The organism is Bacteroides ovatus, from assembly GCF_001314995.1.
Lineage (GTDB): Bacteria > Bacteroidota > Bacteroidia > Bacteroidales > Bacteroidaceae > Bacteroides > Bacteroides ovatus.
Window position 1 is genome coordinate 5,406,327 of sequence record NZ_CP012938.1, and the last position, 21,594, is coordinate 5,427,920.

Here is a 21,594-nt window from a genome sequence, read left to right on the forward strand (position 1 = left end):
AAAAGATGCGGAGCCAACCGGTTCCGCATCTTTTTCTTTCCATCCTTACCGGCGCATACCGACGCTGTATTCAGCCTCTTGTAGCTCTGCCCGATACTCTTCCAGTTCGTTCAGCTTCTCGTTCACGGCTTGCAGGTTGGCATCCAACCCGATATTGTGGTCGTAAGGGAAACGATGCTGCGCGACCAGCCCGGCATTGGTGGGCTGCCCGACATCAAGCATATCGGAGTCCTTGTTATATTCGACATACAGCACGTCGCCGTTCGGCATCTCGAAGGCCGGAATCTTTTGATGCGCCAAAGCGGAGAACTGTTCCGCCGCCATCTCCCTGGCAACCTCTTTTATCGTCTCTCCGGCAATATCGACACCGTAACGCCGGATATGGTCGCGAATTTCCTGCTCCGTGAATTTCAACATCACCTCGTAGGTTCCCCCGACACTCCCGTTGTACACGACAGCGAAATTCTCATCCTCGGCAATTAGGCTGTCACCCTTGTTGTTCGTGGCTGATAAATAAGTATGCTGTTCGTTGATGCCGTTGCCGTCGTAATACTCCTTGGCAAGCGTCAGCAATCCCTCGCAATCGCCTTTCTCCCGGAGTTCGTCAAGCGGCCTCGTGTCATCCGAAAATTGGAGATACGCGACAGAGGAATAAAATGTCTTCTCCTTTGCCGCCGCTCCGTTTTCCTGCTTCTCGCCGACATTTTGTTCCAGTTCTTGCGCTATCTTATCCACCTTCTGGGTAATTATCGAGGTTGCCCTTTTCACGTCCAGGAGCGTTGTCTTGATGAATTGCGGCGATTCCTTCAGCTCATCGAGCCATCCTTTGAGGTATGCACAACTTTCTTCCTTGATATGCTTGGTCATGCCGTAACGCTGTGCGACCAGTGCGCTACCTAACTCTGCCACCAGTTCCTCACGGGCATATTCAGGAGAACCGAAGGTAGTCGGCTTGAACCGATCGAGAACACCCTCCGCACCGGTCGAGTGCGTCATCTCATGGAACAGTGTCCCGTAAAACGATTCTCCCGATCTGAACTGTTCCTTTTCCGGCACGATGATTTCATTCTTCGTGATGGAATAGTAGGCGTCATTCTGATATTTCGGCGTAATCGGACAAATCCACAGGTTATCCCTTATCATCGTATCGACTGGGGCAAAACTGTAATGCTCGCCCTCCTCGATTGCCGGACGCGAATTTTCCTGCTCCAGTTTTTGCCACAGCTCCGGTCGCGCTTCCTGCAAATTGGTCTGCGCAACATTGAAGACCCTGAAAACCTGCATCTTCGGATAAACATTGTACTGTTCCTTTTCGTCATCGGAGAGTTTCTTGTAATCGTCATACTTGATTTTCTCCTTGGTCTCCTTATGGATACAAGTGAACGTGGTGAGCATGACCGGAAAGGACTTCTCGCCACGAAGCACGGAGACACGCGGCAGTTCCTCTCCATCCTTGCCGGACTTATTGAGCTTCTGAACACAATCGAAGGTGCAGAAACGGGGAATCTTGTACCCTTCTTTCTCGCAGTGCAAAAGCAGCATAAAAGCATTCATCCCGTTGTACTCGCGCCCGTGAAGGTTGCGAGGCCACTGCAACGCACCCTCGGTAAACCAAGGCTTTTTCCAGTCCTTTTGAATGCCCTCGATTTTCTCGATCATCATTTCGGCGAACAGGTCGAGAGCCTTGTCCTCGCTGTTCGGTCCGTCGGCATTCTTCTTTCTGTAACCGGCCATATTACTTACTGATTATAGTTAGACGAATCCGCCACATATTGCGTCAGTTCCTCCACCTTGCAGGAAAGATTGATTTTCCCGTTATGTGCCGACAGGTTCATTTCACCTATGGCATCCACCTTTATACCCGGCTGTAGCCACGCATCGCGCTCCTTGCCGAAACAGAAGAAGCGCACCCACTGGTATTCGAAGCCGTCATCGACCTTCTCCGCACTGAACGCCGAGAACACCGTATAAGGCTGGTCTTTCTTATCCCTTTTCTCCTCGATATTCTGGCCGACTTTACCACGAAATGCCAGCTCACCCTTGACGCAATCCGCATCATCCGTAGCGGCATTGCAGATTTCATCGGCGAACAGGTTGAAATAGAGCTTGTCACCCCGGCGTTTGAGATACATCGTACCCCTCACTTCCACACGGGAGCCGTTCCGATAACCGGTGGCTTCTTCCTGACTGCACTCCTTGCGGACATCCACCTCGATAGTATGCCGTCCACCCGTTGCCGGAATCTGTACCCGGAGCGGAAATGCCATAAACTCCTTTTCCTCTCTGTTCTTGCGAACCGACGCATCGCGGCCGATAACGCCGCATACCGTAACATTACATTTAATCATCTGTTTTTTGTCTTTAATGATACATGGATCATCCGACAAGTGATACATGGGTTGATTGATGTTGAACTGTTGGAGGGTACGGTCAGTCAGGCGCACGTATCATCGCCCAGACCATCCATCCGGCGATGGCTAATTGCACGCCCACGACAACGAGCGTCCCGATCCACCCCAACAGCAGGTAGCAGAACCGGACGTGCAACGCAAGGATGGAGACTCCCGCCAGACATTTGCATAGCTGTATCATCACGCATTTTACCATATCGCCATGCCTTTATCTTCGCAGGTTTTCCGTCTGTCCCTGTTGCCGGGACATCTCTTGCTCGAAATTCTGTGAGGCCGCTTCCGACAGGATAACCGTATTCAGCATACCGGTTACACGCATCCGTTTGGTCTCTTCCGTGAGTGTGCCGTTGTTCAACGTGGCAGACAACCGGTTCAGCTCGGAAGCGGTCAGCTCCCGCGAGACACGCAGTTCCCCATTGTCCGCTTTCAGAATGGCCTTGCCGTTCTCGCCGATAGTCAGGTCGCAGTTCTTCATATTCGGCAACAACGGCTTCAGGTCGATGGTACGAAGATCCATCGCGGTGGATATCATCGCCTTCTGTTCCTCTTCGTTCCGGTTGTCAATCTGTGTGGCCAGCAGCATCAGGGAGGCGAAAGCGGTCATCGCCATCTCCACAATCGGGTCGTTGCATCCCGACATTCCCACACCGCTATCCTCCGACGAAAGGAGTTTTTTCATCCATCCGTCGGGCGAAAGGTTCTTTTCAGGCACGGTATCTTCCGCCGCCTTGTATTTGGCGAGCAGGTCATTCCCGTTGTGCAGCATTTGCAATTTGATATGTCCTTTCTGTGCGATTTCAGCCAGATACGCCGCAGGGTCTATATCCCGTTTCGTCCCGTCGGCATAGATATTCTTCACACCGAAATGCAGATGTTCCCCGGTCGTCCGTGTTCCCGTATTGCCCGATGTGCCGAGCCGTCCGCCGGCCTGTACCGTATCGCCGACCTTGACGGAAATCTCCTTGAGGTGCATATAGGTACATTGTACCTTGCTGCCGTCCGTCCGGGCATATTCCACCGTCAGCGACTTGCCGCCGGGCGTATTCTTGTTCTGGTTTACCGCCACGACCTTGCCGCCGTTCTCCGTAGCCAGTACCGCATCGCCTTTGCAACGTATATCCACGCCCTTGTGCATCTGTTGCTTTGTGCCGTCCAACGGGTCTTGCCGTGTTCCGAACGGAGAGGTAATGAACAGAAATTCCTCCCGTTCCACCGGGAACGAATACCCCGTTCCATGTTCCGCACCTTCGGAGGTCTGGAGCGGATTGTGTTCTACCCCGAACTGCCTGCCTTGTGCCGCCATCTCCTGCATCACCTGCCTGTCATACTTCTGCAAGCCGTTCTGCTCAATGATTTTTTGCAGGTTCTCGGCATACTTGCCGCCTGTGGCGTAACCGGCTTTCTCAATGCTTTGTGCCCAGCCCTTGTAATCGTCCGGGGAGAGTTTGAAGCAACCGGCATAGCGGCTGTTCTCCTTCAAAAAGCGGGAGTGATGCTCGTATGAATCACCCACGCTGTCATAGCTGCAGAACTTTTCATTCGGCTTATCATCGGTGTAGATTCCGTATTTGCCGCCTCCGGCAATCCACGAGGGTGTCGCCTTGATGCCGAAATGGTTGTTCTCGTTCCTCGCCAGACGGCTCTGTCCGTTGCTGCTTTCCAGTATGCCTTGCGCCAATGTGACGGAAGCCGGAATGCCATACCTGCGCATCTGTGCCATCGCATAATCCGCGTATTGCAGTGCATATTCCTGATTCTTGCTCATAATCGTCACTCCTTATCTATGAATACCCCTATGTGTTTCCTGCTCGTCCTGCCGTTTATCCTGTAGCTCTATCTCACTGATGGCGACACGCTCACCGGCACGGACAAGTTTGGGCAGATAGCTGTCCAGTTGCGTCCTTGGGAACTCTGCGAAAGTCGAAAATCCATGTTCCGGATATTCCTTGACCGTAATTCCCAGTATTTTTGCTCCCTTTGCCGCATCCTCATTATAAAGCCGGTACACTTCTCCTGCACGAATCAGATACAGGGCGTCGGGATGCTTTTCCTTGAGGTTGTCCCAAAACTGCCGTTTCGGAGACATATTTTCATCATTCGTCTCTTCCGACCGATTTTCCGGCACCGTCTCATTCTGTTGCCGTACCTGCTCTTCCGCTTTCTGTTCCCCGACGGATTGTCCCTTTTGCAGCACATCGGCAAACAGCGTGGCCGCCAAATGCCGCTTGTAGCCGTCCCGGTCTTCCGCCACCCACATCCGTTGCCACTGCTGTGGAGTGACGCTGCGGGGCTGCAGCTTTTGTCCGTCGATGGTTGCCACACACTGGATTCCATCCTGCCTGGTCTTGAAGATGGCAACACGCTGAATACGGTTCAGGTCAATCTCCGGCGTATCGCTGCCGAACAAATCCACTTTCAGGTCGGGCTTGACCTCCGCCAGTGCATAATACTTGTGCGCCAGCTCCATCCGTACCTTGTCGATGTTGTCCATCGCCTGCTTGAGCGTGGAGAAAAAACGGTTCACATCCTCCTTATCGGGATAGACGCTGTACCCCTCCTTGTTTTCCGGCTTGATATAGAGTGCCCAACGGTTCTTGTCGTCCTGAATCATCTGCACGGCATCGAACCCGACCTCATTCGCCCGTCTGACCGCCTCCGACACGTCCAGCGTGGAGAGCTTTTCCAACGTGTAGTTCCTTAACCGGGCCAGTGTCACCATTTTTTCATTGAAATAGCTGTCATCGGGTCTGTAGCCCAATGCACCGTCAGTATTATAGAAACGCACCTGCTCGATACCCTCTTTCTGCAATGCCCGTTCGATACGTCCCTTGTTCATGCCGGGAATCTCGTTGTTCGCCTCGGTCGAAGCTCCTGCCGGCAAAATGACATCTGCCGATTTTGCCTCCCGGTCTATGACGAGGACGATGCTTTTCGCCGCCTTGTCCGGGTGCTGGCGGATTTCATTCGCCACAAAGTAATGCTTGTGCATCTGTTCCTGCATGGTCGTGGTCTGCCGTCTGTTTCGCAGGGTGGCGTACTCAATTTTCTCGCCCCGTTCCGCTTTTCGGATAACATCAAGCGCATTGTTCACGTCGCTTTCGAGAGCGTCCATCATACACGGATTTTCCTTGAACTCCCGGCACCAGTAATCCACCGTCTTCAGGCTTGCATCGGACAGACGGGCGGGCAGTCCCAGTTCCAGCATTTTGATACCCGAAGCCAGTTCCACGACCAACCTTTCATATTTTACCGCATCCTCCGACGGGGCCACGCCGTTCTTCATGACCATGCCTTCACGGGCGAGCCGCTGTTGATGCCCCGTAGCACTCACGATCTGCCGCAAGGCTTCCTGCATATAATCGTGGTAATGTTCAAAATCCTTTTGACGCGGCATATAGACCGCATCTTTGTCCGTCTCGTAATGAGGAACTCCGCTACCGTCCGAGCGCACGGGAACGAGGTTGTCCCGCATCTTCAATAGAAAGTCGTTGAACCGGGTGCGCAACCTGCGGTTGTCCGCCTCGGTATATCCTCTTTCCTGAACACTGCCATCCTGCTTTACCGCATCCTCGTAAGCCGGCTTGTCAACGTAGGGCAACGTCGTCTGGTCGATATTGAAAAGCGTGCGGATCTCCCGGTTGTGGACACCCTTGAACTGTGCCTTATGCTCTTCGTCCAATTGGAGATAGGCGGTACGGTCGATGGTCTCATCCGGATTGTTCCGGTTGACATACTTGTTCCAGTTATAGAACAGGAACGGTACGCCCTGCTCATGCTCCCGCACCGCAGCACCCCGTACCTTGGTTTCACTGTAAAGCGTGAACAGGTTGGTCTTGCATCCGTTATTGTCCGAATGCAAGGCCATAAAGAGGGCATTGAACGGGCTGGCCGAGACCCCTTGCGGATAGAGCCGGGGAAATCCCTTGCCCGATACGTTGAGCCAATGGCCGCCAGCGTTCGACGCCCCGCTCAGTGCGGCAGACAGCAGTTCCGCCTGCCTTGCCTCGGCTTTCTTCTCGATTTGCGACTTTTCTTTCATATCATCATGCTTTTATTGTTCATGGAATTATTGGATGCCCCGTGTACGCACGACCGTTTCCCGCTGTCCGTCATCGTAATTCTGCGAAGCGATATGGCGCAACTGGTCGCTCTTGGCAAGCACGGCGTTCGCCAGCGTGTTCAGCGGCAATGCCCCTGCACGGTAAGCCTCCGCGACGGTCGGCGTGAGCTGGATGGTACAAGGCACACGGTCTATCGTGGCGATGAGCGTACTGCCTTGCAGTACCGGGTTCACAATACGGGGATTGAGCGGTTCATCGGGATAACGGCGGTACTGGTTCTCCGTCTGTTCGGCAGCGGACGGCATGGGTCGCCCCAAAGCCTCGTGTCCCGCCTTGTTCAGCAGGTTTGCGCCGCCCAGACCGACAAGGAGCATCTTCAGCAGCGGGTTACGCACGAACAGACCGGCCACAATACTCGCTATCGGCAGCAGGTTGTCCCCAAAGCGCAACGATTGTGTCTTGCCGGTAAAAGCCCCCAACAGGATGTCGGGCAGCATGGCCATGACATATCCGAGGTTGCCCGTGATATCGCCCAATCCCTCTAATCCCAACGTACTGAGCAATCCGCTCCATCCGTTCGTGTTGGTCTGCACAGCCTCTCTCTCTTGCTTTTCTTCCTCACGTGGAATAACCACCTGCCGTTCCTCTTTCTCCACTTTTTCCCTCTGTTCCGTCTCCGGCTGCGTTGATTCCTTTTTGGCAGTTACAGCCGTTGCATTCTTATATTTCTCCAAATGCTTCAAATAGGCTTCTTCCTGTCCGGGAGCGACGACCAGCGGCACATCCTTGTACCGTTCGGCACGTTCATTCTTCTTTTCAGGGTGTCCGGGTATTTCTGGCATTTGGAAAGGGGTAAACTTTGGTGTCTGCATCCACTTCGGGAAACTGAAATCCATCACCGGTATTTTCTTCTTCAACCGCTCGTTGGCGGCCACGATGAGCGCACTGTCACCCGTCTGTACCGTTGCAGCCTCCTTGCGGAAGTCCGTAAATACGTTCCGTTCGCTGCCGAACACCCCTTTGCTTATACACTCTTCCACAGAAAGCGTATCAGGCTTTTCAGGCTCGAAGCGTGAGGCGACTGCCGAGATAGCCACGTCCGCCCCGACAAACTTCGCCAGTGTTGCCCACGAACCCACGCCTCCCATCATCACGGTATCTGCCGTTGCGCCCAGTACCCGACCCGCGCCTTTTTCCCATCCTTTCGGACGGTAGGCGGCTTCGCCCCGTGCCTCGATTTCCACAGCAAGCGGCGAGCGGTTGAAGGTCTGCGAAAGTCCAAGCAGGCTTGATTCTGCGGCTTTGCGGATGATGTAGTCGGCTGACGATTTCGGCATACGCTCCTTGACCAGCCGGTCGATCATCAGTTCCTCCACCCGGTAGTCCATATAGGCATAGGCAAGGTCGCCGCCTAATTGTTCCGACAGTTCATCGTAACGCTTGCGCCCGATTTCCTGCACGACAGTATCGCGCCATTGCCCGGCCATGTATGCGAGGTCTTGCTGTATCTCTTTGGAGCCGGTAATCTCCGCCTTGCACATTCCGATATAGTCCTCCGTTGTCTTCGAGTTCCATTCGCCCGTGACCTTGAGTACCTGGTACGGGTCGCCCATCGGCTGTGCCGCAGACGCCATCGCGCTGAGTATGCCGCCCAAAGAGGTGGAATACTCCCTCATTTCCTCGCCCTGTTTCTTCGTGAGGTAAGCCTGTGTCTTCGACATGACGGGCGCAAGGTGGCAGTGGAAATAGTCGCTCACGAGGCGTTCCATTTCTGCGAATTGCCGGCTATGTTTGATTCCATCCATATTGTGTATTATATATTTATCTGTTTCAATAACTGTTCTTTCGTCTGCTCGATGGCGTTGTGGTAAACCTCCATCTGCCGGGGAAAGAACTCTTCCAGCCATGCGTCCTTTTCGATGTTGTCCTGCATGAACCGTATCGCCTGCTCCCGTTCGATTTCGACGGATGTCTCGCCCTCTTCCCTGTTGTTGAACCATGCCTTCGTCCACCAGCGCACACCCGCCCGGTCGGGATAGACCGTGACAAGCCTCGGTATGTCGAAACTCTGTATGTCGATGTCCAGTTCCGCCAACGGGTCTATGATGCCGCCATAGGTCAGGGCTTCGTCATGGAGTTTTTTTTTATGTCACTGCCCGCAGTGGAGAGGTACACATCATGCCGCAGGGCGAGGTAATGCAGGAAATCCGCAATCAGGAGGTTCTGCACCTTGCAGGCCAGCGGCATGGCCTTATGTCCCAGTCCGAGCGGATTGGCCATGCTCGGCATATTCTCGTAGAAATACTCCTTCATCGCACCCACCGTGAAGATGTGGCGTAGCGACTGCTCCGTATTTCGGGGCAAGGTGTATGCTCCATGCCGCAAATCCTCCATATAGTGCGGCAGGAAGCGCAGCATCAGTTCCTCTATCTCTCTCTTATCCCGGTCATAATCGGTTCCCAGTTCCATCTCTACACCGGAGGGATAGTCGGTTTCGTGTCCGCCGGCCTGACGCATTGCCTGGATATTCCCGTACAGCATTGTCAAGAATTCCAACGGATTCAGTTCCTCGCCCTTGAAGCGGACGGTCATGTGCAGTTTGTCACCGCTCAAAGCTACCGTCTGTCCGGCCTTTACACGCTGTCCGAATTGGGCGAAGACATTGGACAGGTTTCCGTATGTCACCTCATATTCCCCGTAGCGGATGGTCTGGCAGATGCCGTGTCCGGAATCGTTGCCCACGCCCGACACAATGCCGCTGGCAAGGGCGGAAAGCATATAGCACCGCACGTTGAAGTCAATGCCGTGATGAAAGAATTTCTCGCCCGTCACCGGGTCGGTCTGTTCGCCGTAGCCGAGCGACAGCTCCACGTCTTTGCCCTGCTGTTCCTCGAAAGGCATACAATAACCGCTATCGGATTGCAGGATCATTTCTTCTGTATATTTCATGCTGTTTCCATTTTGATTCGTATTCTATCTTCTCATTCCTCCGCCATGTGCCTGTTCCCCTGCCGAAAAGTCAGGTGTACGGGTACGTTGCACGTTTTCTGTCTCCGGCGTGCGGAAGACACCCGCATTGTTGCCGATGAGCATCATGCCGAGAAATGCGCCGGCAATCTTGCCCAGCCAGCCGAAGCGTCCGAATATGAGGAACGCCGCCGCAACCAGTCCGGCGATGCTCAACCCTGACACGTTGCCGCTGCCAAGGTTGCGGAAAAAGTTGCCGAACATATCAAGACCTCCGCCACCGGAGGCCTGTCGCAAAAAGTTCGACACGCCGTTCAGTTTGTTGTCGATGCCGGTTACCGCACCGCTGACCGAACTGACGGCTTCTCCGGCCTTGCCCGTTAGTTCACGCACGCCGTCCGCCGTGCCTGCAATGGTATCCGTGACGGATTCGCCCACAACGGCATCGCTCACGATACGCACCACGCTTTTGTCGGTGGTCAGCTTCTCCCAGCCCACATAACCGATCGCACCGCCGATAGTCGCTGTCTTGACTGCCTGTCCTGCACCACGCAAGGTCTGCGAAGGGTGCAGCACTGCCTTACCCATACTTTTGCCGGTAGCCGCCGTTGCCGTACCGACACCTTTTGCGGCCTTGCCGCCATATTTCAATAGTGTACTCCAAACGCCCATACATTGTCTGTTTTTTAAGGTCTTACATTTCTTCCAATCTGCCGCCAGCGTCGCTTGGCAGCTTCCACTATGTCCCGTTTGCCGGCCACCGGACGTGCTCCCTCGTCGATTTCACGCCAGATGTCGCCCATTGTCGTGTACTTCACCGCCTTGGTCAGCCGTTGCAGTTTCTTGTTCATCATCTTGAGCTTCGGACGGATGCCGAATACGATTTCCATGCGCTCTTTCTCCGTCATCTTGTTGTCCGAAAGGCACGCCATGCGGATGTCGTTCACAATCTCCACGCTGTTCATGATCAGTTCCCGGTAAATCCGGTTTCGTTGCGTGGAGAGGGCGACGGCCAACGCATGGGAGCTGTTCCGGCTCACCTGTCTGGTAAAGTCACCCATGTTATCCGTCAGCTTCGATATTTCGTGATAGAAACCGTATATCTGCGCCGCGTAGCAGACTATCGACCGGAAAGAGTCCAGATAGCTGTTGAACTCCCGTTGCAGGTCGGTCGTGGCTTTCACTTCCTCTTTCGTCCACAGGTGTCCGGTGGTCTGCATCAGCATGACTTTCTCCTGTTTCTTCAGCTCCTTTTCCGCCTTGTCGGTATAGAGCAGGATCATTCCGGCCAGTACAGGGTCGTTTTGCGCCCGTGCCTTGCCGATGCCGATGCACAACAATAAGATGCCTATCCAAATCGTCCGTTTCATTGTCAGTTCCGTTTTTATCGTGCGAGGACGGCAGCCCTGCGCCAACGGGTCATGGCCATCCGTGCCGCCTCCCCATTGTTGCGGTCGAGCATCCCGGCCGTCACATTGTTCCACATGTCATTGAGGGTATAGTATCGTATGCTCAGGTAGAGCAGGTGTAGCTTCCGGCTGAAAGCCGAAAGTTTGTCGTTCAACGCCCACAGGGTCTTGCTGCGTTCCGCTCCCGTGAGCATATTCTCTTTGCCGCCCTTGGCCACTGCGTCATTCAGGAGTGTGAAGACCGATACCAGTTCCGTTGCCGTCTCGATATAGAGGTTGTTCATGCTTATGGAGGCAATGATGCCCTGCGGGTTGTTCCTGATGGCGTTGCCCAGTTTCCCTAACGTGAGAAAGATTCTCACGCCGTCGTTGTAGAGGTGGGTGCAGGCTTTCAGCGACGAAGCGTAGCCGCTTGCCGTCTTGAGATAGCTGTTATATTGCTTCTCCCATTTGTGAATGCGGTTGAACTCGGCGGCGATGCTGTTCTGCAGCATCGCTGTCTTCGTCTGACCGTTTATCTGTTTCTCTATCTGGTCATTGATGACCTCGTTGCCCTCGGCCAACGCCATCCATTCCAACGGATTGGATGCCGTGATTTGTGCTTTCGCCCAGTGTGGCATCATGCAGACGGCAAAAATGACCAGGCTAATGATTCGTGATTTCATATATTCCCTTTTTTCGTTTGTTATACTCGACCCGTTCCCGGATAAGCGTTACCACATCGAAGTTGTGTCTGATACCTACCAAATCAAGCCGGGGCGTATTCCTGTCCATCGAGAATATGCGTACCGTCTTCAATCCGCAAAGCTGCTGCATGAGGTTTTGGTGTTCCACAAAGTCCACGATACGGTATTGTTCCATGTAGTCCGTCTTCCGGGACAGCACCCCATGCCTGCTGATAAGCTGCTCGCTACCGATGTGGTAGCGTGTCCGGCGCAGATAGATGAAACGGTACAGCAATACCAAAGCAAGCAATGCGGCAACCGATACGGCAAGAGCTGTCAGAGGCAGTCCCTCCATGCCACCATACACCCATGCTGCACAGCACAATACGATTGCGGGCAGCTCGTCGATAACGAACTGTCCGGCGTGCGGTTGCAGCACGATACTTTGGAAATGTCCTGTGGGTGCATCGGTCATCATCGGCGAAAGTGTGTTTGTTGTTCCTCTTCCGGTGACTGTTCTCTCGCCTGTGTCTCATCGACCGTCTCTTCCTGTTTCTGCTCGGCCAAAAGCTGTTCGTTCCAGTCCTTGTTGGGATAGGTAGGCTGTTCACGGACAAAAGAGGCGTCATTCGCCTTGTCCAGACCGAGGAACTCCCGCAATCCTTCACGGAACTCCTTGTAATTTCCGTTCATGATATCCGTCTGTTCCCGTATGTCGTCCGGATGGCACAGGCCGCTCGAACGCATCGACATGGCTTCTTCCCATGCGGATTCATATTTCCCGTAGCTCGACCGCAAAGCGTCGGGCAACAGGTCTATGTCACCTTCATCGAGGTTCTTGCCGTCAGTAACGGAATCCAGATAAGGCTTCCGCTCCGGTGTCTCCTCGATGGTGGAACGGACAACCCGGTACATCTCCTGTTGCAGGTTCTTGGCAAACTCGATTCCCGCAAGGTCGGTATCGAAACAGATGTGTTGCTTGGCAGGAAGCGAGAGCGTGAGGACACCCCGCATCTGTTCCACCGTCGGGTTACCGCCGGTAGATATGAAGACCGCTTTCCGCAAATCCTTGTCGTTGGCCTGATGAAGCTGGTAATAGGCCATCGCGTCGTATGCACTCTCGAACCAGTAGATATGCTTGGCTTCGGTAAGCGTAGTTTTGGCTGGGCTGGCAATCCATAACCCTTGGCTCGAATTGCTCCCTTCCGCCTTCCCTTTATAACTGCCGCTGCCATCCATGCGAGGGCGGCCTCGCTCTTCCAGACCGACAACCTGTCCCGTATCTTTCGGAACGGTCAGCGGAAAGGCGAGGTTGGTGTATTTCATGCCGTCCTCACGATGCTTCGTCGCCAGACAGAAGTTCCGATGAAAGGCATACTGCGTGTAAAGGTCGATGCCCCGATGCTTGAAGAACGGATAGAACTTCTTTTGTGTCGCCCGATCCTGCGGATTGAACTGGTGAATGTCGTAATCCGCCATGTCAAACGGCTTCACATCCCGTTTAGGCTGGATAATCCGGATGTCCCGGTCAGCGACGGGATGGTTCAGCAACCGGTTACAGACAAGGTTTACCAGTCGGTCGGGAGACACGCCTGTACGGTATTCCGCAAAAAAATGCGGATGCTCCTTGATAAAGGAAATGATGTTATACGACTTCTGCTGTTGCGGTTTGAAACAGCATTTCCCTTGCTGCGTGACAATGAACTTGTCGTTGCGGATGCGCCGCCCCTCGCTGTCCAACCGGACATACGAGGGATAGCGCAGGCCGTCGCGCCGGTTCAGGTGATAGCCCGCGTCGATAAGCACGTCCTGAATGTTCAGCCTGCGCAGAAAATCGTCATAAGTCAGTTCGCCCTCTCTCATGGTTTACCTCCCCATTCTCATATCATTGATTTCACGGTTCATCTCTGCCTCGAAACAACGGATGGCCATATCCCTCGGTGTATCGACCCCCAGCTTGATGTACGGGCGTGGCGGACCGCCGAAACACTCGCCGTAGAACTCCGGGGCATGGCAGTGATGGTGGATGCCGTGCGCGACACCCGCCGCGACTACCGTACCTGCGGTGAGGGCGGCAAAGATTTTCGTACCGAGCCCCCGTTGTGCTTCCGGGCGTGTTTTCATGTCCACTTCGCTGAAAATCTTGGAAAAGAGCTTCATCCGGTGATAATCATCCACAGCAAGGAACTTGTCGTAATCCCGTTGGGTTATCTCATGGCTGATAGCCTGACCGTCGATAACAGCGGTCATCCTGTATTTCCCCTCGGTTTGTGCCGGTTGAACGGCTATCTGGCTCACTTCAACTTCCCGCCCGTGCTTCTCTTCCCGATACCATCCCTTGTTTTCATTCAGAAACTGGAGGTCACGCCCGTCCACTGCCGCACCGACATAGCCCTGTATGGATTCCTCTTGCTGTTGCAGCGAGGTTTCCACCGGCATGAAAGCCTCCTGCTCCTGCCGTTGGCGTTGTTCCAAATCCTGCTGTACTTCGGGATGCAGGCCGATAGCGATGCGTTGATCGCTGTTGAGAGCCTCCATCGTCACTTTGTCGGAAAAGTCAGCCCCGATAATGCCGTTCAGCAGTTCCAGACGTTTTTCTACGGGTTGTTCCTCGATGGGTGCGGCAACCAGTGTCCTCACTTCCTTTTCCGTCAGGTCATAGACCATATCGGCTTGGACGCTTTCCGACTGCACAGTCAGCGTCCGCCTTTCCGCATCCACGACAAGACCGTGCGAGGCAAGGCACTCCGCCAATTTCTCGTTGGAAAAATAGACCGGAGAGGCTATAAGCTCCTTGTACGACCGTGCCGGTTCCCCGCTGCGCGGACGGCTGACCATCGGCGTGATGACCGCCTGCAAGTCCTGCAGAACGTCCCGTTGCTGTACGGGTTGCGCCTGTTGATGCCCCTTGTAATAGAATCCGTAACCGCCCGATTGCAACTCGCCGGGCTTCATGCGCCCGTCGGGACGTTCGGGTACGATGGACGGCCCCGGAAAGAACAGTTGGCCGCCGACCCTGCGCAGGTGCAAGCCCCACTGGTTGCGTGGCGTCCAGCCGAGGAACGGCGGGGGCATTCCCATCCGTCCCATGCGACCGTACTCGCCGATGCCGATGCGGTAGCCGTGCAGCCCCATAGCCACACGCCCGTTGGCATTGCGGGCATGGACGAAGTTCTTGGGCATATAGAAGTCTTTGCCCACGATGCTCGTGAGCACGTTGTAGGCTTTCTTGTTGGCCGTATTGGTTCCCCAGTCCGTGAGTGCCAACATCTGACGTTCGCTTATCGGATAGACCAGCAGCGGAGAATTATGCCCCTGCACAATCAGCCGATACCCTGAACCATCAAGCGCAACATGGGCTTGCAGGCCGTTACGCATCAGCATATTGCGCATTTCGGGCTGCAAGTCCATCTGCCGGGGATTGGTATTCGTTCGTATCGCCATAGTCGGATTGTTTTCGTTATGCGTCGCCGCGTTCCATTGCTGCCTCCAGCTGTTCGTCCTTGAAGCGGACAAACTCGGCAGCGGATTCGTTGCCGACAGCAAGCCCCTTTTCCTCGCAGTAACGGGCGTATTCCTCCTGCCAGTCGGCGGAGAAATGATTGACGTAATCGAGCCAGCCGTATTCGCCGCTCTGCATCTTCCCGACAAGTACCTCTTCGGGATAATATTCGTTTTGTGCCATAATCTACGGATTGATTGTTTTTACTTGTGGAGGGCTGCCGCACGGTTGCGTTCGCCGCTCTTCTTCTGTTCGTTCCACAACTCCTCGGTGTAGTCCTCTTCCGAAACGTAGTCAAGGTTGCCGTCATCGTCCATGATCCAGCAACCGTAGCACCCGAAGGTGTATTTGTCCCACTCGCGCTTGGGCTGGTTGCGCCATTGCTGCGCGTCGCCCGAACAGAAGCGGATGCCGGTCTTGGCATGAAGGTCTATGCCCACTGTAGCAGACTCGCCGTCCACGACGACCGTCAGCGGCTCGCCGTGCTGCATCCCGTTTACCTCCACCGCACCGAGGCGCATGACCTCGGCCAGCACTTTCAGGTTGCGTGCGATGATGGGCGTGGGGACATACATCACCTGTTTCGTCTCGGTGTCAATCTGCACGAAAGCCTTGCTGCTCCGGCCGTCCGCCATTTCCACGTCGGCGACAATCGCCTTGCCGTCGAGCAACTGTTTCTGCTGCGCTTCGTCATACCGTTCCAACGGAGAGGATTTCAGTGCCGGATAGAAGACCACATCCACCTGACCGTTGTCCATGCGGATAAAGGCAAAGCGGCTACGGCTCTCTATTTGCCCGCCATGCTCGTCCGTGACACGCACGGGAAGCACGGGAGAATGCCGACCATCGCAGATGTCGTCCAACACACGCATCGGCAAATCCTCAATCATCTCCCGTGTGAGACCGAATCGTTCCAGTGTCGGAAAAGGTAATTCATCAAATTCAATCTGAACTTTTTTCATACTATATTCATATTATAAAATTGTACTATACAAAGATAGGGACATCTTATTATGACGGACAAAAATACAGCTATATAAATGGTTATAATATGCTGTTTTTATCTTCATTAGTACGATTATTCAATTCAAATCGTACTAATAGACGCAAAATATCAAACCAATACAAGAAATGACGGCTGTTTGTTTCCGACATGAAAACTCCCGTTATAACTTTGCCGAATGAGAAAAATTTTACTGATAGCAATATCGGGTGTTTCATTCTGCACGATGCCCGCTCAGGCGCAGTTCAACACGATTGCCAAGACACCAGAAAGATACAAGGTAGAAGCCTTGCAGGAGGGTATGAAAAAGCCGGAGCCGACACCCGAAAGCATGGCTCCTGTACAGGAGACTTCGACAAAACCTGCCGATGAAAGTAAGAAGTTGTGGATTGACCGTTATCTCAGTGTGTCTTATCCATTGCAGCGCATCAGAATTACATCACCATACGGCTACCGGAAAGACCCGTTTACCGGAAAGAGGAAGTTTCACGGCGGTATCGACCTGCACGCACGGGGCGAGCAGGTATTGGCCATGATGGAGGGGGTGGTCGTCAAAGTGGGACAGGACAAGACGTCCGGCAAGTATGTGACCCTGCGGCACGGAAATTACACCGTCAGCTATTGCCACCTTTCACGGGTGCTGACCGCCAAGGGTACGGTAGTCCGTCCCCGTGATGCCGTCGGTATTACCGGCTCGACCGGACGAAGTACAGGCGAGCACTTGCACATAACCTGCAAGCTAAATGGCAAGAGTGTCGATCCGTCGGTCGTTTTCGATTACATCCGGACTACACAGCAGGAGTGCATTTCAGCTTTGAGCAGACTGTTGTAAGAGTGTTTATGTCGCCAAACGCTAATCGAAAAGAGTGTCATTAGGTGATGTGGTTTTCGATTAAAACAGGGAACTTTTCATTTTGGAACTTATCGTAATTTTTTATTTGAATGATTGTGAAACCAAGACCGAGTAGGGAGATCGGACTCTAACGGTCTATCCCGTTGCGGGAGAGGACGCCTTCCGTGTAATAATGTTTGACTTCTCGCATCTCCGTGACCAAGTCGGCTATGTCGATCAATTCTGCCGGAGCGTACCGTCCCGTGATTACCAACTCTGTCCCGGAATGTCGTCGAGAAATCGCCGTCAATACCTCCTCAATAGAAAGCAACTCGTAATACAGGGCAATGGTTAGTTCATCGAGCACGACCAGATTATACTCTCCCGAAGCGAGAATTTGTTTGCAGCTTTCCAATCCCGCATAAGCTGCGTCAATATCTTCTTGTGCCGGCTTCTTTTCAATAAAGCACCCCCGACCGAATTGCTGGATGCGGACGTTGTTAAACAGATGTTCGATCTTGGTTTCATTATATTTCATGTTCTTTACGAATTGTCCGATGAAGACGCTTCCTCCGGCACACAAAACTCGAATGGCAAGCCCAAATGCGGCCGTTGTCTTTCCTTTCCCGTTGCCAGTATAGACATGTATATATCCTTTGTTTTCCATATTGTTGATTTATGATTGCAAATGTAATCCGTGTTATGGTTCGGCGGAAAGATGGGCAAAACAATAAGTATAGGTTTGAATCGTGCCATCCTCAAGCCGGATGTCATAACTTTGGCTAAAGGGAGTTCCCAGTCGGAAAAGTACGGGTGAGGAGAATATCGGTCCGTCGTAGCAGAACGTGTGGTATTCTCCGTTTTCTCCGTTGTGATCCATTTCCTTGGGGAGAGAGGCAATAAAGTCGGCATCTACCTCGCGACCGATGGCATCCATTCCCAAGCCATCGGCTTGCGTGGTCACGATGACCGTCTTCAGTCCGGAAGCGAGGTATTGCTGCATGACGATTTCCGAGGAGACTACTCCCCATAACGGCTCCACAACCTCTATTCCGAGTGGTGCGAGTTGTCGCTCCCTGTAGGCACGGACATCGTGCAAGTAAATATCCCCGAAAATAAAATGGGTTACTCCTTGCTCCTTGAAATGTAGGGCTGCGCAAGTCATGGCCTCTGCGTAATTTTCAAGGTTCCCCTGGGGTGTGAGATTCACGATATGCAGGGGAATACCTATACTGTCTGCTTGTGCCTGAAGCAAGGGGAGTGGGATACCGTGCATGCTGGAGCGTTGCGAGTCACGATTGATTGTGGTGAGCAGGGCAACGATGTCGTATAGCTCCGATTGACGAGCTCGCCAAAGGGCATGCGCGGAGTCTTTTCCCCCGCTCCAGTTGAATACGGCTTTTATCTTTTCCATTCGATGTTCGTAAAACTTCATGCTTCCAATAACTCACTCGTTTTTGCCCAATAGTAGTAGGCTTCCGGTAGGTTGCTTCTCAGCTTATTCAGTTTGTTGGGCAGCGAAGGTCGGATGACCATATCCTTTATATCGGCAGGGTTGTTGGAATAAGATTCTATTTCATTGATTCCCTTTTCAATTAACGTGGCTAAATAAGCCGCTCTTGCTGCATCAATAATGGCATGGTCTATCAGATAACGCTGCTTGTACATGAATGATTTGACACGGATGATTCCGTCTTGTATCAGGTCGAAGTCTCCTTCTCCGGCTTTTCCCCGTGTGGAGATACAAAGTGCCGTTTGGCGGATGTCATTGAAAACTTGCCCTATGTCCGTTCCGAAAGACCGGTATGAAAGTTCGACCACCGCAATCTTACGGAACGCTTCTTTGGTAATCTGCAGGTCTGAAACATTTTCAAACAGCCGCCCCACATCATAAAGCTGTTTGGCTATCTCCATCGAACAGGACCTTCCATTCCTGTAATAAGGTATTCCAGTTGTGTTGGGAGCGAAAGCCGTCAGTTTATCGCCCAAAATATCTTCTGCGGACGGGACTGTTACCATCAATGGTTTTCCTTCCAACCGTATGAACGGGCAGTTGATAGCTATTTGTTGGGTACGGAAATAATGAATGTCCTCGTAGAGTACATCCAGCAGGATATAGGATTGTGCATCGGTGTCATTTCGGTATGCAATCTGATAGAAAAACTTGGAATGGCTCTTGGGAATATCCGCATCATCCCGTTGCTTGCGTTCCACAAGTTCCAGATTGATGAAGCCGAAATCGGCAAATGATTTCAGATAGTCTTCAATGTTGGTTCCAGGGGGACAGATAAGATCAATGTCGATTGACAGACGATGAGCAGATTTCCCAAGTATGAGCATAAGTGCCGTTCCTCCCTTAAAAACCAGTGGACACCCGGCTTTAACCAGCATTTCAAGCAGGGACAGGGCACGGATTACTTTCTCTATCAGATTTTTATCATTATAGTGCAATTCGGATGAAACCTGTTCGATCCATTCTGCCGTAAAACACTCCTTCTTTATCATTTTATGTTCAGATTTTCTAATATGGACAATATTTCTTCTTTTGCCTTACGTCTGCCGGCATACCTGAATAGCCGATTTCGATTGACAGCGTACAGATTAAAGGCATTTTCAAAGATATGCTCGCTTTCACTGCCTTGTAGGTAGAAGAAATCCGCATCCCTCAATATATCCACCAACAGCTTTTCCAGTGTAGGCATCGGTACATCTGATACTTTCTGCAAAGGAGCTTCCGAGACCAAATTTTTCACAAAAAAGACACGGCTGTCCATATCTACATATCGGTAAATCATATCTTTGTCCGGTCGCAGATAGACGTCACGGTTCCCGTCTTTCAAAAAGTTGAAAACCGTTTCTGCCGAATCCCTGTCTGTTTCCACATAGACAACACGGTTGGAAGAAAGGTGATGCTGCAAGGTTGCGATAATATCCCCCTGATAGACGCAGAACTTCGCAAATGGGAAATTGACCAGCAACGAATCGTAAATTTCTCTTACTTCACCTATGAGTTTAGGAACAAAGGACTGTTTCATGACTTTAGCATACATTCCGCGTCCGGTTCTGACCAATGCATTTTCATTCACGAGCTTGAACAGATACCATGACAAGGAAGACTTGCTTATGCCAACCTTTTCGTGAAGATAGGCAAACAAGTCATCCATGCTGAAATCACGGTGTACTTCAGCGTATTCAAGTATGGATGTCGTTGTTTTGTTACTCATATTATATCCTGTTTTTGCCTGCAAATATAGCAAATTTTCGGCACTATTTCTGAATAGTGCCGAAAATTTGTATTTATTTAAAACAATCTATATGTAAATAACCTTTTGTCATCATCTACTAAATATCGGCACTAAATTAAAATTGTGCCGATATTTAGTGATTGTTCAATATTGTACAATGACAATTTACCAAATCGTATTTTCCTGTTTTATTGTTGTCACATCTCGTTTATCGGCAGGTCATTCTTTACTCTTTTCGTCGGCGAATGTAGGACGAAGCGCATAATCGCCAAGCCGCATTGCATTCGGATGACGAAAACAGACTGTTGCACGGTCGGTTTTCTATCCGGGTTTGGCTTATGATGCCACAGCTTCATCCTCTGGCTGCCTCAAAAAGCTGAAAACAAACCTGCACGGCAAACGAAAGCAGGGAAAAATAAAAATCAGCATGATAGTTCAACCAATTAAAAGTAAACAAGTATGGTAGAAGAAATTAGACAAGACGGCAGAGTGATATTGTCGAGCGAAGACGGTTTTTCCGTCCCTATGATTTTCAACAACCTTTGTGGAAAGAATTTCATTGGCAAAGAATACAAGGACTATATCAGGCATATAGCCTTTGAGGAAATGGGACTTAAGCCGGGTATCGTGTCCCATTATCGGAACGGTGTTCTATATAAGAACGGCACAATCCCGGAACTTTGAACAGGTAAACCAAAATAGGAACAGCAAAAATCAAAATTTATACAAATTTATACAGATATGGAAACAACAACAATTCATCCGGCAGAAGCCTATCTACGCAACGAACAAAATCCTACATCCTTATATGTAAGGATTGCAGGAAAACGCAGACGGCTGTTTATCAACCGCAACGAAAACGTCATCGGCATTATCGCACTCGGAAAACGCAAAAGCGGGTACATCTTCACAGATTGGGCAAGCATTGAGAAGATATACTATCCGTCATCCTCTCCCGAAGATGCAGCGGACATAGAAAAGAAACTGGTCTTGAAATACCAGAAACTTGCCCGGCTTGCCACGCATACGAATGATTGGCTTCGCAAAATCGCTAATGCCGATTTGGATAAATCCCTCTACGAGAACCGCATCACGACCGGCACACGCATCGACGGCAAGTGTATCGGACTTGCCACCATCGAGAAGTATTGCGGCAGTTGGGATATGGCTCGTTTCAGAACGGCACTGAAGCAAGGTGAAAAGTTTTCCACCGGACGCTTCGACTTTTGCGGCTATGACGGTACGCTGTGGTGCGAGCCACGCGAAAATGGCGATATGGCGGCAGGATTCAGCAAAGAGTACCGGAATTGTGGCAACGGCTACTATTATCTGCTTATCAACGATGAATACATGATAGGCTATGACATAGACTGAGTTATATGCAGGGCAACGACAAGACCGTATCGGGCAAAGTCTCGGTACGGTTTGTTGTTCCGATCGACCAACGACCTTTTATAAAACTCCTGTTCTCCCTCTTATAGCCTTACATCCTGCGGCCA

General features: G+C 51.9%; 23 protein-coding genes. 3 read left to right on the forward strand and 20 right to left on the reverse strand.

Annotated elements, in window-relative coordinates; translation table 11 throughout:
• Window positions 1-45 precede the first annotated feature (45 nt).
• The 16 genes from Bovatus_RS20515 to Bovatus_RS20585 all read right to left on the reverse strand — a co-directional run bounded on the left by Bovatus_RS20515 (window position 46) and on the right by Bovatus_RS20585 (window position 15,977).
• Window positions 46-1,734, reverse strand: coding sequence for a zincin-like metallopeptidase domain-containing protein (locus tag Bovatus_RS20515; protein WP_004301287.1), 1,689 nt, complete (start codon window positions 1,732-1,734; stop codon window positions 46-48).
• A gap of 5 nt (window positions 1,735-1,739) precedes the next feature.
• Window positions 1,740-2,348 carry a hypothetical protein gene (locus Bovatus_RS20520; protein WP_005944254.1) on the reverse strand — a complete coding sequence of 203 codons (609 nt, stop codon included), beginning with the start codon at window positions 2,346-2,348 and terminating at the stop codon, window positions 1,740-1,742.
• 86 nt (window positions 2,349-2,434) lie between these two features.
• The gene (locus Bovatus_RS25550; protein ID WP_167560843.1) at window positions 2,435-2,575 is read right to left on the reverse strand and encodes a hypothetical protein; all 141 of its coding nucleotides are present in this window, start codon (window positions 2,573-2,575) and stop codon (window positions 2,435-2,437) included.
• Window positions 2,576-2,619: 44 nt separating this feature from the next.
• Window positions 2,620-4,176 carry a glucosaminidase domain-containing protein gene (locus Bovatus_RS20525; protein WP_004301292.1) on the reverse strand — a complete coding sequence of 519 codons (1,557 nt, stop codon included), beginning with the start codon at window positions 4,174-4,176 and terminating at the stop codon, window positions 2,620-2,622.
• Window positions 4,177-4,188: 12 nt separating this feature from the next.
• Entirely contained in the window at window positions 4,189-6,450 is a 2,262-nt protein-coding gene (locus Bovatus_RS20530; protein WP_004301293.1) for a MutS N-terminal domain-containing protein, read from the reverse strand.
• 27 nt (window positions 6,451-6,477) lie between these two features.
• Complete coding sequence (locus tag Bovatus_RS20535; protein WP_004301294.1) at window positions 6,478-8,277, reverse strand: hypothetical protein; 1,800 nt, start codon at window positions 8,275-8,277, stop codon at window positions 6,478-6,480.
• Window positions 8,278-8,285: 8 nt separating this feature from the next.
• Window positions 8,286-8,567: a hypothetical protein gene (locus tag Bovatus_RS20540; protein WP_004301295.1), complete on the reverse strand. Its 282-nt coding sequence runs from the start codon at window positions 8,565-8,567 to the stop codon at window positions 8,286-8,288.
• A 23-nt stretch (window positions 8,568-8,590) separates the two neighbouring features.
• Window positions 8,591-9,421: a M23 family metallopeptidase gene (locus Bovatus_RS20545; RefSeq protein WP_004301296.1), complete on the reverse strand. Its 831-nt coding sequence runs from the start codon at window positions 9,419-9,421 to the stop codon at window positions 8,591-8,593.
• Between the two features lie 24 nt (window positions 9,422-9,445).
• A complete protein-coding gene (locus Bovatus_RS20550; protein ID WP_004301297.1) occupies window positions 9,446-10,111 on the reverse strand; it encodes a hypothetical protein in 666 nt (221 codons plus the stop codon).
• Window positions 10,112-10,125: 14 nt separating this feature from the next.
• Window positions 10,126-10,809 (reverse strand): hypothetical protein, encoded by a 684-nt coding sequence (locus tag Bovatus_RS20555; protein WP_004301298.1) that lies wholly within the window; start codon window positions 10,807-10,809, stop codon window positions 10,126-10,128.
• Window positions 10,810-10,823: 14 nt separating this feature from the next.
• A complete protein-coding gene (locus Bovatus_RS20560; protein ID WP_004301299.1) occupies window positions 10,824-11,513 on the reverse strand; it encodes a hypothetical protein in 690 nt (229 codons plus the stop codon).
• Window positions 11,494-11,991, reverse strand: a complete 498-nt coding sequence (locus Bovatus_RS20565) for a PH domain-containing protein (RefSeq protein ID WP_004301300.1) — start codon at window positions 11,989-11,991, stop codon at window positions 11,494-11,496. Before Bovatus_RS20565 ends, Bovatus_RS20560 begins: the two co-directional genes overlap by 20 nt.
• Entirely contained in the window at window positions 11,988-13,376 is a 1,389-nt protein-coding gene (locus Bovatus_RS20570; protein ID WP_004301301.1) for a toprim domain-containing protein, read from the reverse strand. Before Bovatus_RS20570 ends, Bovatus_RS20565 begins: the two co-directional genes overlap by 4 nt.
• A gap of 3 nt (window positions 13,377-13,379) precedes the next feature.
• Complete coding sequence (locus tag Bovatus_RS20575) at window positions 13,380-14,957, reverse strand: hypothetical protein (RefSeq protein WP_004301302.1); 1,578 nt, start codon at window positions 14,955-14,957, stop codon at window positions 13,380-13,382.
• Window positions 14,958-14,973: 16 nt separating this feature from the next.
• Window positions 14,974-15,198, reverse strand: coding sequence for a hypothetical protein (locus Bovatus_RS20580; protein ID WP_004301303.1), 225 nt, complete (start codon window positions 15,196-15,198; stop codon window positions 14,974-14,976).
• Window positions 15,199-15,218: 20 nt separating this feature from the next.
• On the reverse strand, window positions 15,219-15,977 hold the full coding sequence (locus tag Bovatus_RS20585) for a DUF4099 domain-containing protein (RefSeq protein WP_004301304.1): 759 nt from the start codon (window positions 15,975-15,977) through the stop codon (window positions 15,219-15,221).
• A 219-nt stretch (window positions 15,978-16,196) separates the two neighbouring features.
• Between Bovatus_RS20585 and Bovatus_RS20590 the strand changes: the two genes are divergently transcribed.
• Entirely contained in the window at window positions 16,197-16,850 is a 654-nt protein-coding gene (locus Bovatus_RS20590; RefSeq protein ID WP_005944242.1) for a M23 family metallopeptidase, read from the forward strand.
• A 148-nt stretch (window positions 16,851-16,998) separates the two neighbouring features.
• Here Bovatus_RS20590 and cobO read toward each other — a convergent pair whose 3' ends face one another.
• The 4 genes from cobO to Bovatus_RS20610 are packed head-to-tail and all read right to left on the reverse strand — an operon-like array spanning window position 16,999 to window position 20,074.
• Complete coding sequence (gene cobO / locus Bovatus_RS20595) at window positions 16,999-17,517, reverse strand: cob(I)yrinic acid a,c-diamide adenosyltransferase (protein WP_004301307.1); 519 nt, start codon at window positions 17,515-17,517, stop codon at window positions 16,999-17,001.
• 33 nt (window positions 17,518-17,550) lie between these two features.
• The gene (locus tag Bovatus_RS20600; protein ID WP_032931883.1) at window positions 17,551-18,264 is read right to left on the reverse strand and encodes a Dph6-related ATP pyrophosphatase; all 714 of its coding nucleotides are present in this window, start codon (window positions 18,262-18,264) and stop codon (window positions 17,551-17,553) included.
• A gap of 17 nt (window positions 18,265-18,281) precedes the next feature.
• Window positions 18,282-19,355 carry a nucleotidyl transferase AbiEii/AbiGii toxin family protein gene (locus tag Bovatus_RS20605; RefSeq protein ID WP_004301309.1) on the reverse strand — a complete coding sequence of 358 codons (1,074 nt, stop codon included), beginning with the start codon at window positions 19,353-19,355 and terminating at the stop codon, window positions 18,282-18,284.
• Window positions 19,352-20,074 (reverse strand): DUF6577 family protein, encoded by a 723-nt coding sequence (locus Bovatus_RS20610; RefSeq protein WP_004301310.1) that lies wholly within the window; start codon window positions 20,072-20,074, stop codon window positions 19,352-19,354. The genes Bovatus_RS20605 and Bovatus_RS20610 overlap by 4 nt, the downstream gene beginning before the upstream one ends.
• Before the next feature lie 480 nt (window positions 20,075-20,554).
• Here Bovatus_RS20610 and Bovatus_RS20615 point away from each other — a divergent pair, with 480 nt between their 5' ends.
• Together Bovatus_RS20615 and Bovatus_RS20620 are read left to right on the forward strand one after the other, a co-directional pair.
• Window positions 20,555-20,779, forward strand: coding sequence for a DUF7688 family protein (locus Bovatus_RS20615; protein ID WP_004301314.1), 225 nt, complete (start codon window positions 20,555-20,557; stop codon window positions 20,777-20,779).
• 57 nt (window positions 20,780-20,836) lie between these two features.
• On the forward strand, window positions 20,837-21,469 hold the full coding sequence (locus Bovatus_RS20620) for a hypothetical protein (RefSeq protein WP_004301315.1): 633 nt from the start codon (window positions 20,837-20,839) through the stop codon (window positions 21,467-21,469).
• Window positions 21,470-21,594 lie beyond the last annotated feature (125 nt).

Bases quoted from the DNA above. Each gene is read 5' to 3' on its own strand.
- Bovatus_RS20515 (WP_004301287.1), bottom strand. From the start codon at position 1,734: ATGGCCGGTTACAGAAAGAAGAATGCCGACGGACCGAACAGCGAGGAC.
- Bovatus_RS20520 (WP_005944254.1), bottom strand. From the start codon at position 2,348: ATGATTAAATGTAATGTTACGGTATGCGGCGTTATCGGCCGCGATGCG.
- Bovatus_RS25550 (WP_167560843.1), bottom strand. From the start codon at position 2,575: ATGTCTGGCGGGAGTCTCCATCCTTGCGTTGCACGTCCGGTTCTGCTA.
- Bovatus_RS20525 (WP_004301292.1), bottom strand. From the start codon at position 4,176: ATGAGCAAGAATCAGGAATATGCACTGCAATACGCGGATTATGCGATG.
- Bovatus_RS20530 (WP_004301293.1), bottom strand. From the start codon at position 6,450: ATGAAAGAAAAGTCGCAAATCGAGAAGAAAGCCGAGGCAAGGCAGGCG.
- Bovatus_RS20535 (WP_004301294.1), bottom strand. From the start codon at position 8,277: ATGGATGGAATCAAACATAGCCGGCAATTCGCAGAAATGGAACGCCTC.
- Bovatus_RS20545 (WP_004301296.1), bottom strand. From the start codon at position 9,421: ATGAAATATACAGAAGAAATGATCCTGCAATCCGATAGCGGTTATTGT.
- Bovatus_RS20550 (WP_004301297.1), bottom strand. From the start codon at position 10,111: ATGGGCGTTTGGAGTACACTATTGAAATATGGCGGCAAGGCCGCAAAA.
- Bovatus_RS20555 (WP_004301298.1), bottom strand. From the start codon at position 10,809: ATGAAACGGACGATTTGGATAGGCATCTTATTGTTGTGCATCGGCATC.
- Bovatus_RS20560 (WP_004301299.1), bottom strand. From the start codon at position 11,513: ATGAAATCACGAATCATTAGCCTGGTCATTTTTGCCGTCTGCATGATG.
- Bovatus_RS20565 (WP_004301300.1), bottom strand. From the start codon at position 11,991: ATGATGACCGATGCACCCACAGGACATTTCCAAAGTATCGTGCTGCAA.
- Bovatus_RS20570 (WP_004301301.1), bottom strand. From the start codon at position 13,376: ATGAGAGAGGGCGAACTGACTTATGACGATTTTCTGCGCAGGCTGAAC.
- Bovatus_RS20575 (WP_004301302.1), bottom strand. From the start codon at position 14,957: ATGGCGATACGAACGAATACCAATCCCCGGCAGATGGACTTGCAGCCC.
- Bovatus_RS20580 (WP_004301303.1), bottom strand. From the start codon at position 15,198: ATGGCACAAAACGAATATTATCCCGAAGAGGTACTTGTCGGGAAGATG.
- Bovatus_RS20585 (WP_004301304.1), bottom strand. From the start codon at position 15,977: ATGAAAAAAGTTCAGATTGAATTTGATGAATTACCTTTTCCGACACTG.
- Bovatus_RS20590 (WP_005944242.1), top strand. From the start codon at position 16,197: ATGAGAAAAATTTTACTGATAGCAATATCGGGTGTTTCATTCTGCACG.
- cobO (WP_004301307.1), bottom strand. From the start codon at position 17,517: ATGGAAAACAAAGGATATATACATGTCTATACTGGCAACGGGAAAGGA.
- Bovatus_RS20600 (WP_032931883.1), bottom strand. From the start codon at position 18,264: ATGGAAAAGATAAAAGCCGTATTCAACTGGAGCGGGGGAAAAGACTCC.
- Bovatus_RS20605 (WP_004301309.1), bottom strand. From the start codon at position 19,355: ATGATAAAGAAGGAGTGTTTTACGGCAGAATGGATCGAACAGGTTTCA.
- Bovatus_RS20610 (WP_004301310.1), bottom strand. From the start codon at position 20,074: ATGAGTAACAAAACAACGACATCCATACTTGAATACGCTGAAGTACAC.
- Bovatus_RS20615 (WP_004301314.1), top strand. From the start codon at position 20,555: ATGGTAGAAGAAATTAGACAAGACGGCAGAGTGATATTGTCGAGCGAA.
- Bovatus_RS20620 (WP_004301315.1), top strand. From the start codon at position 20,837: ATGGAAACAACAACAATTCATCCGGCAGAAGCCTATCTACGCAACGAA.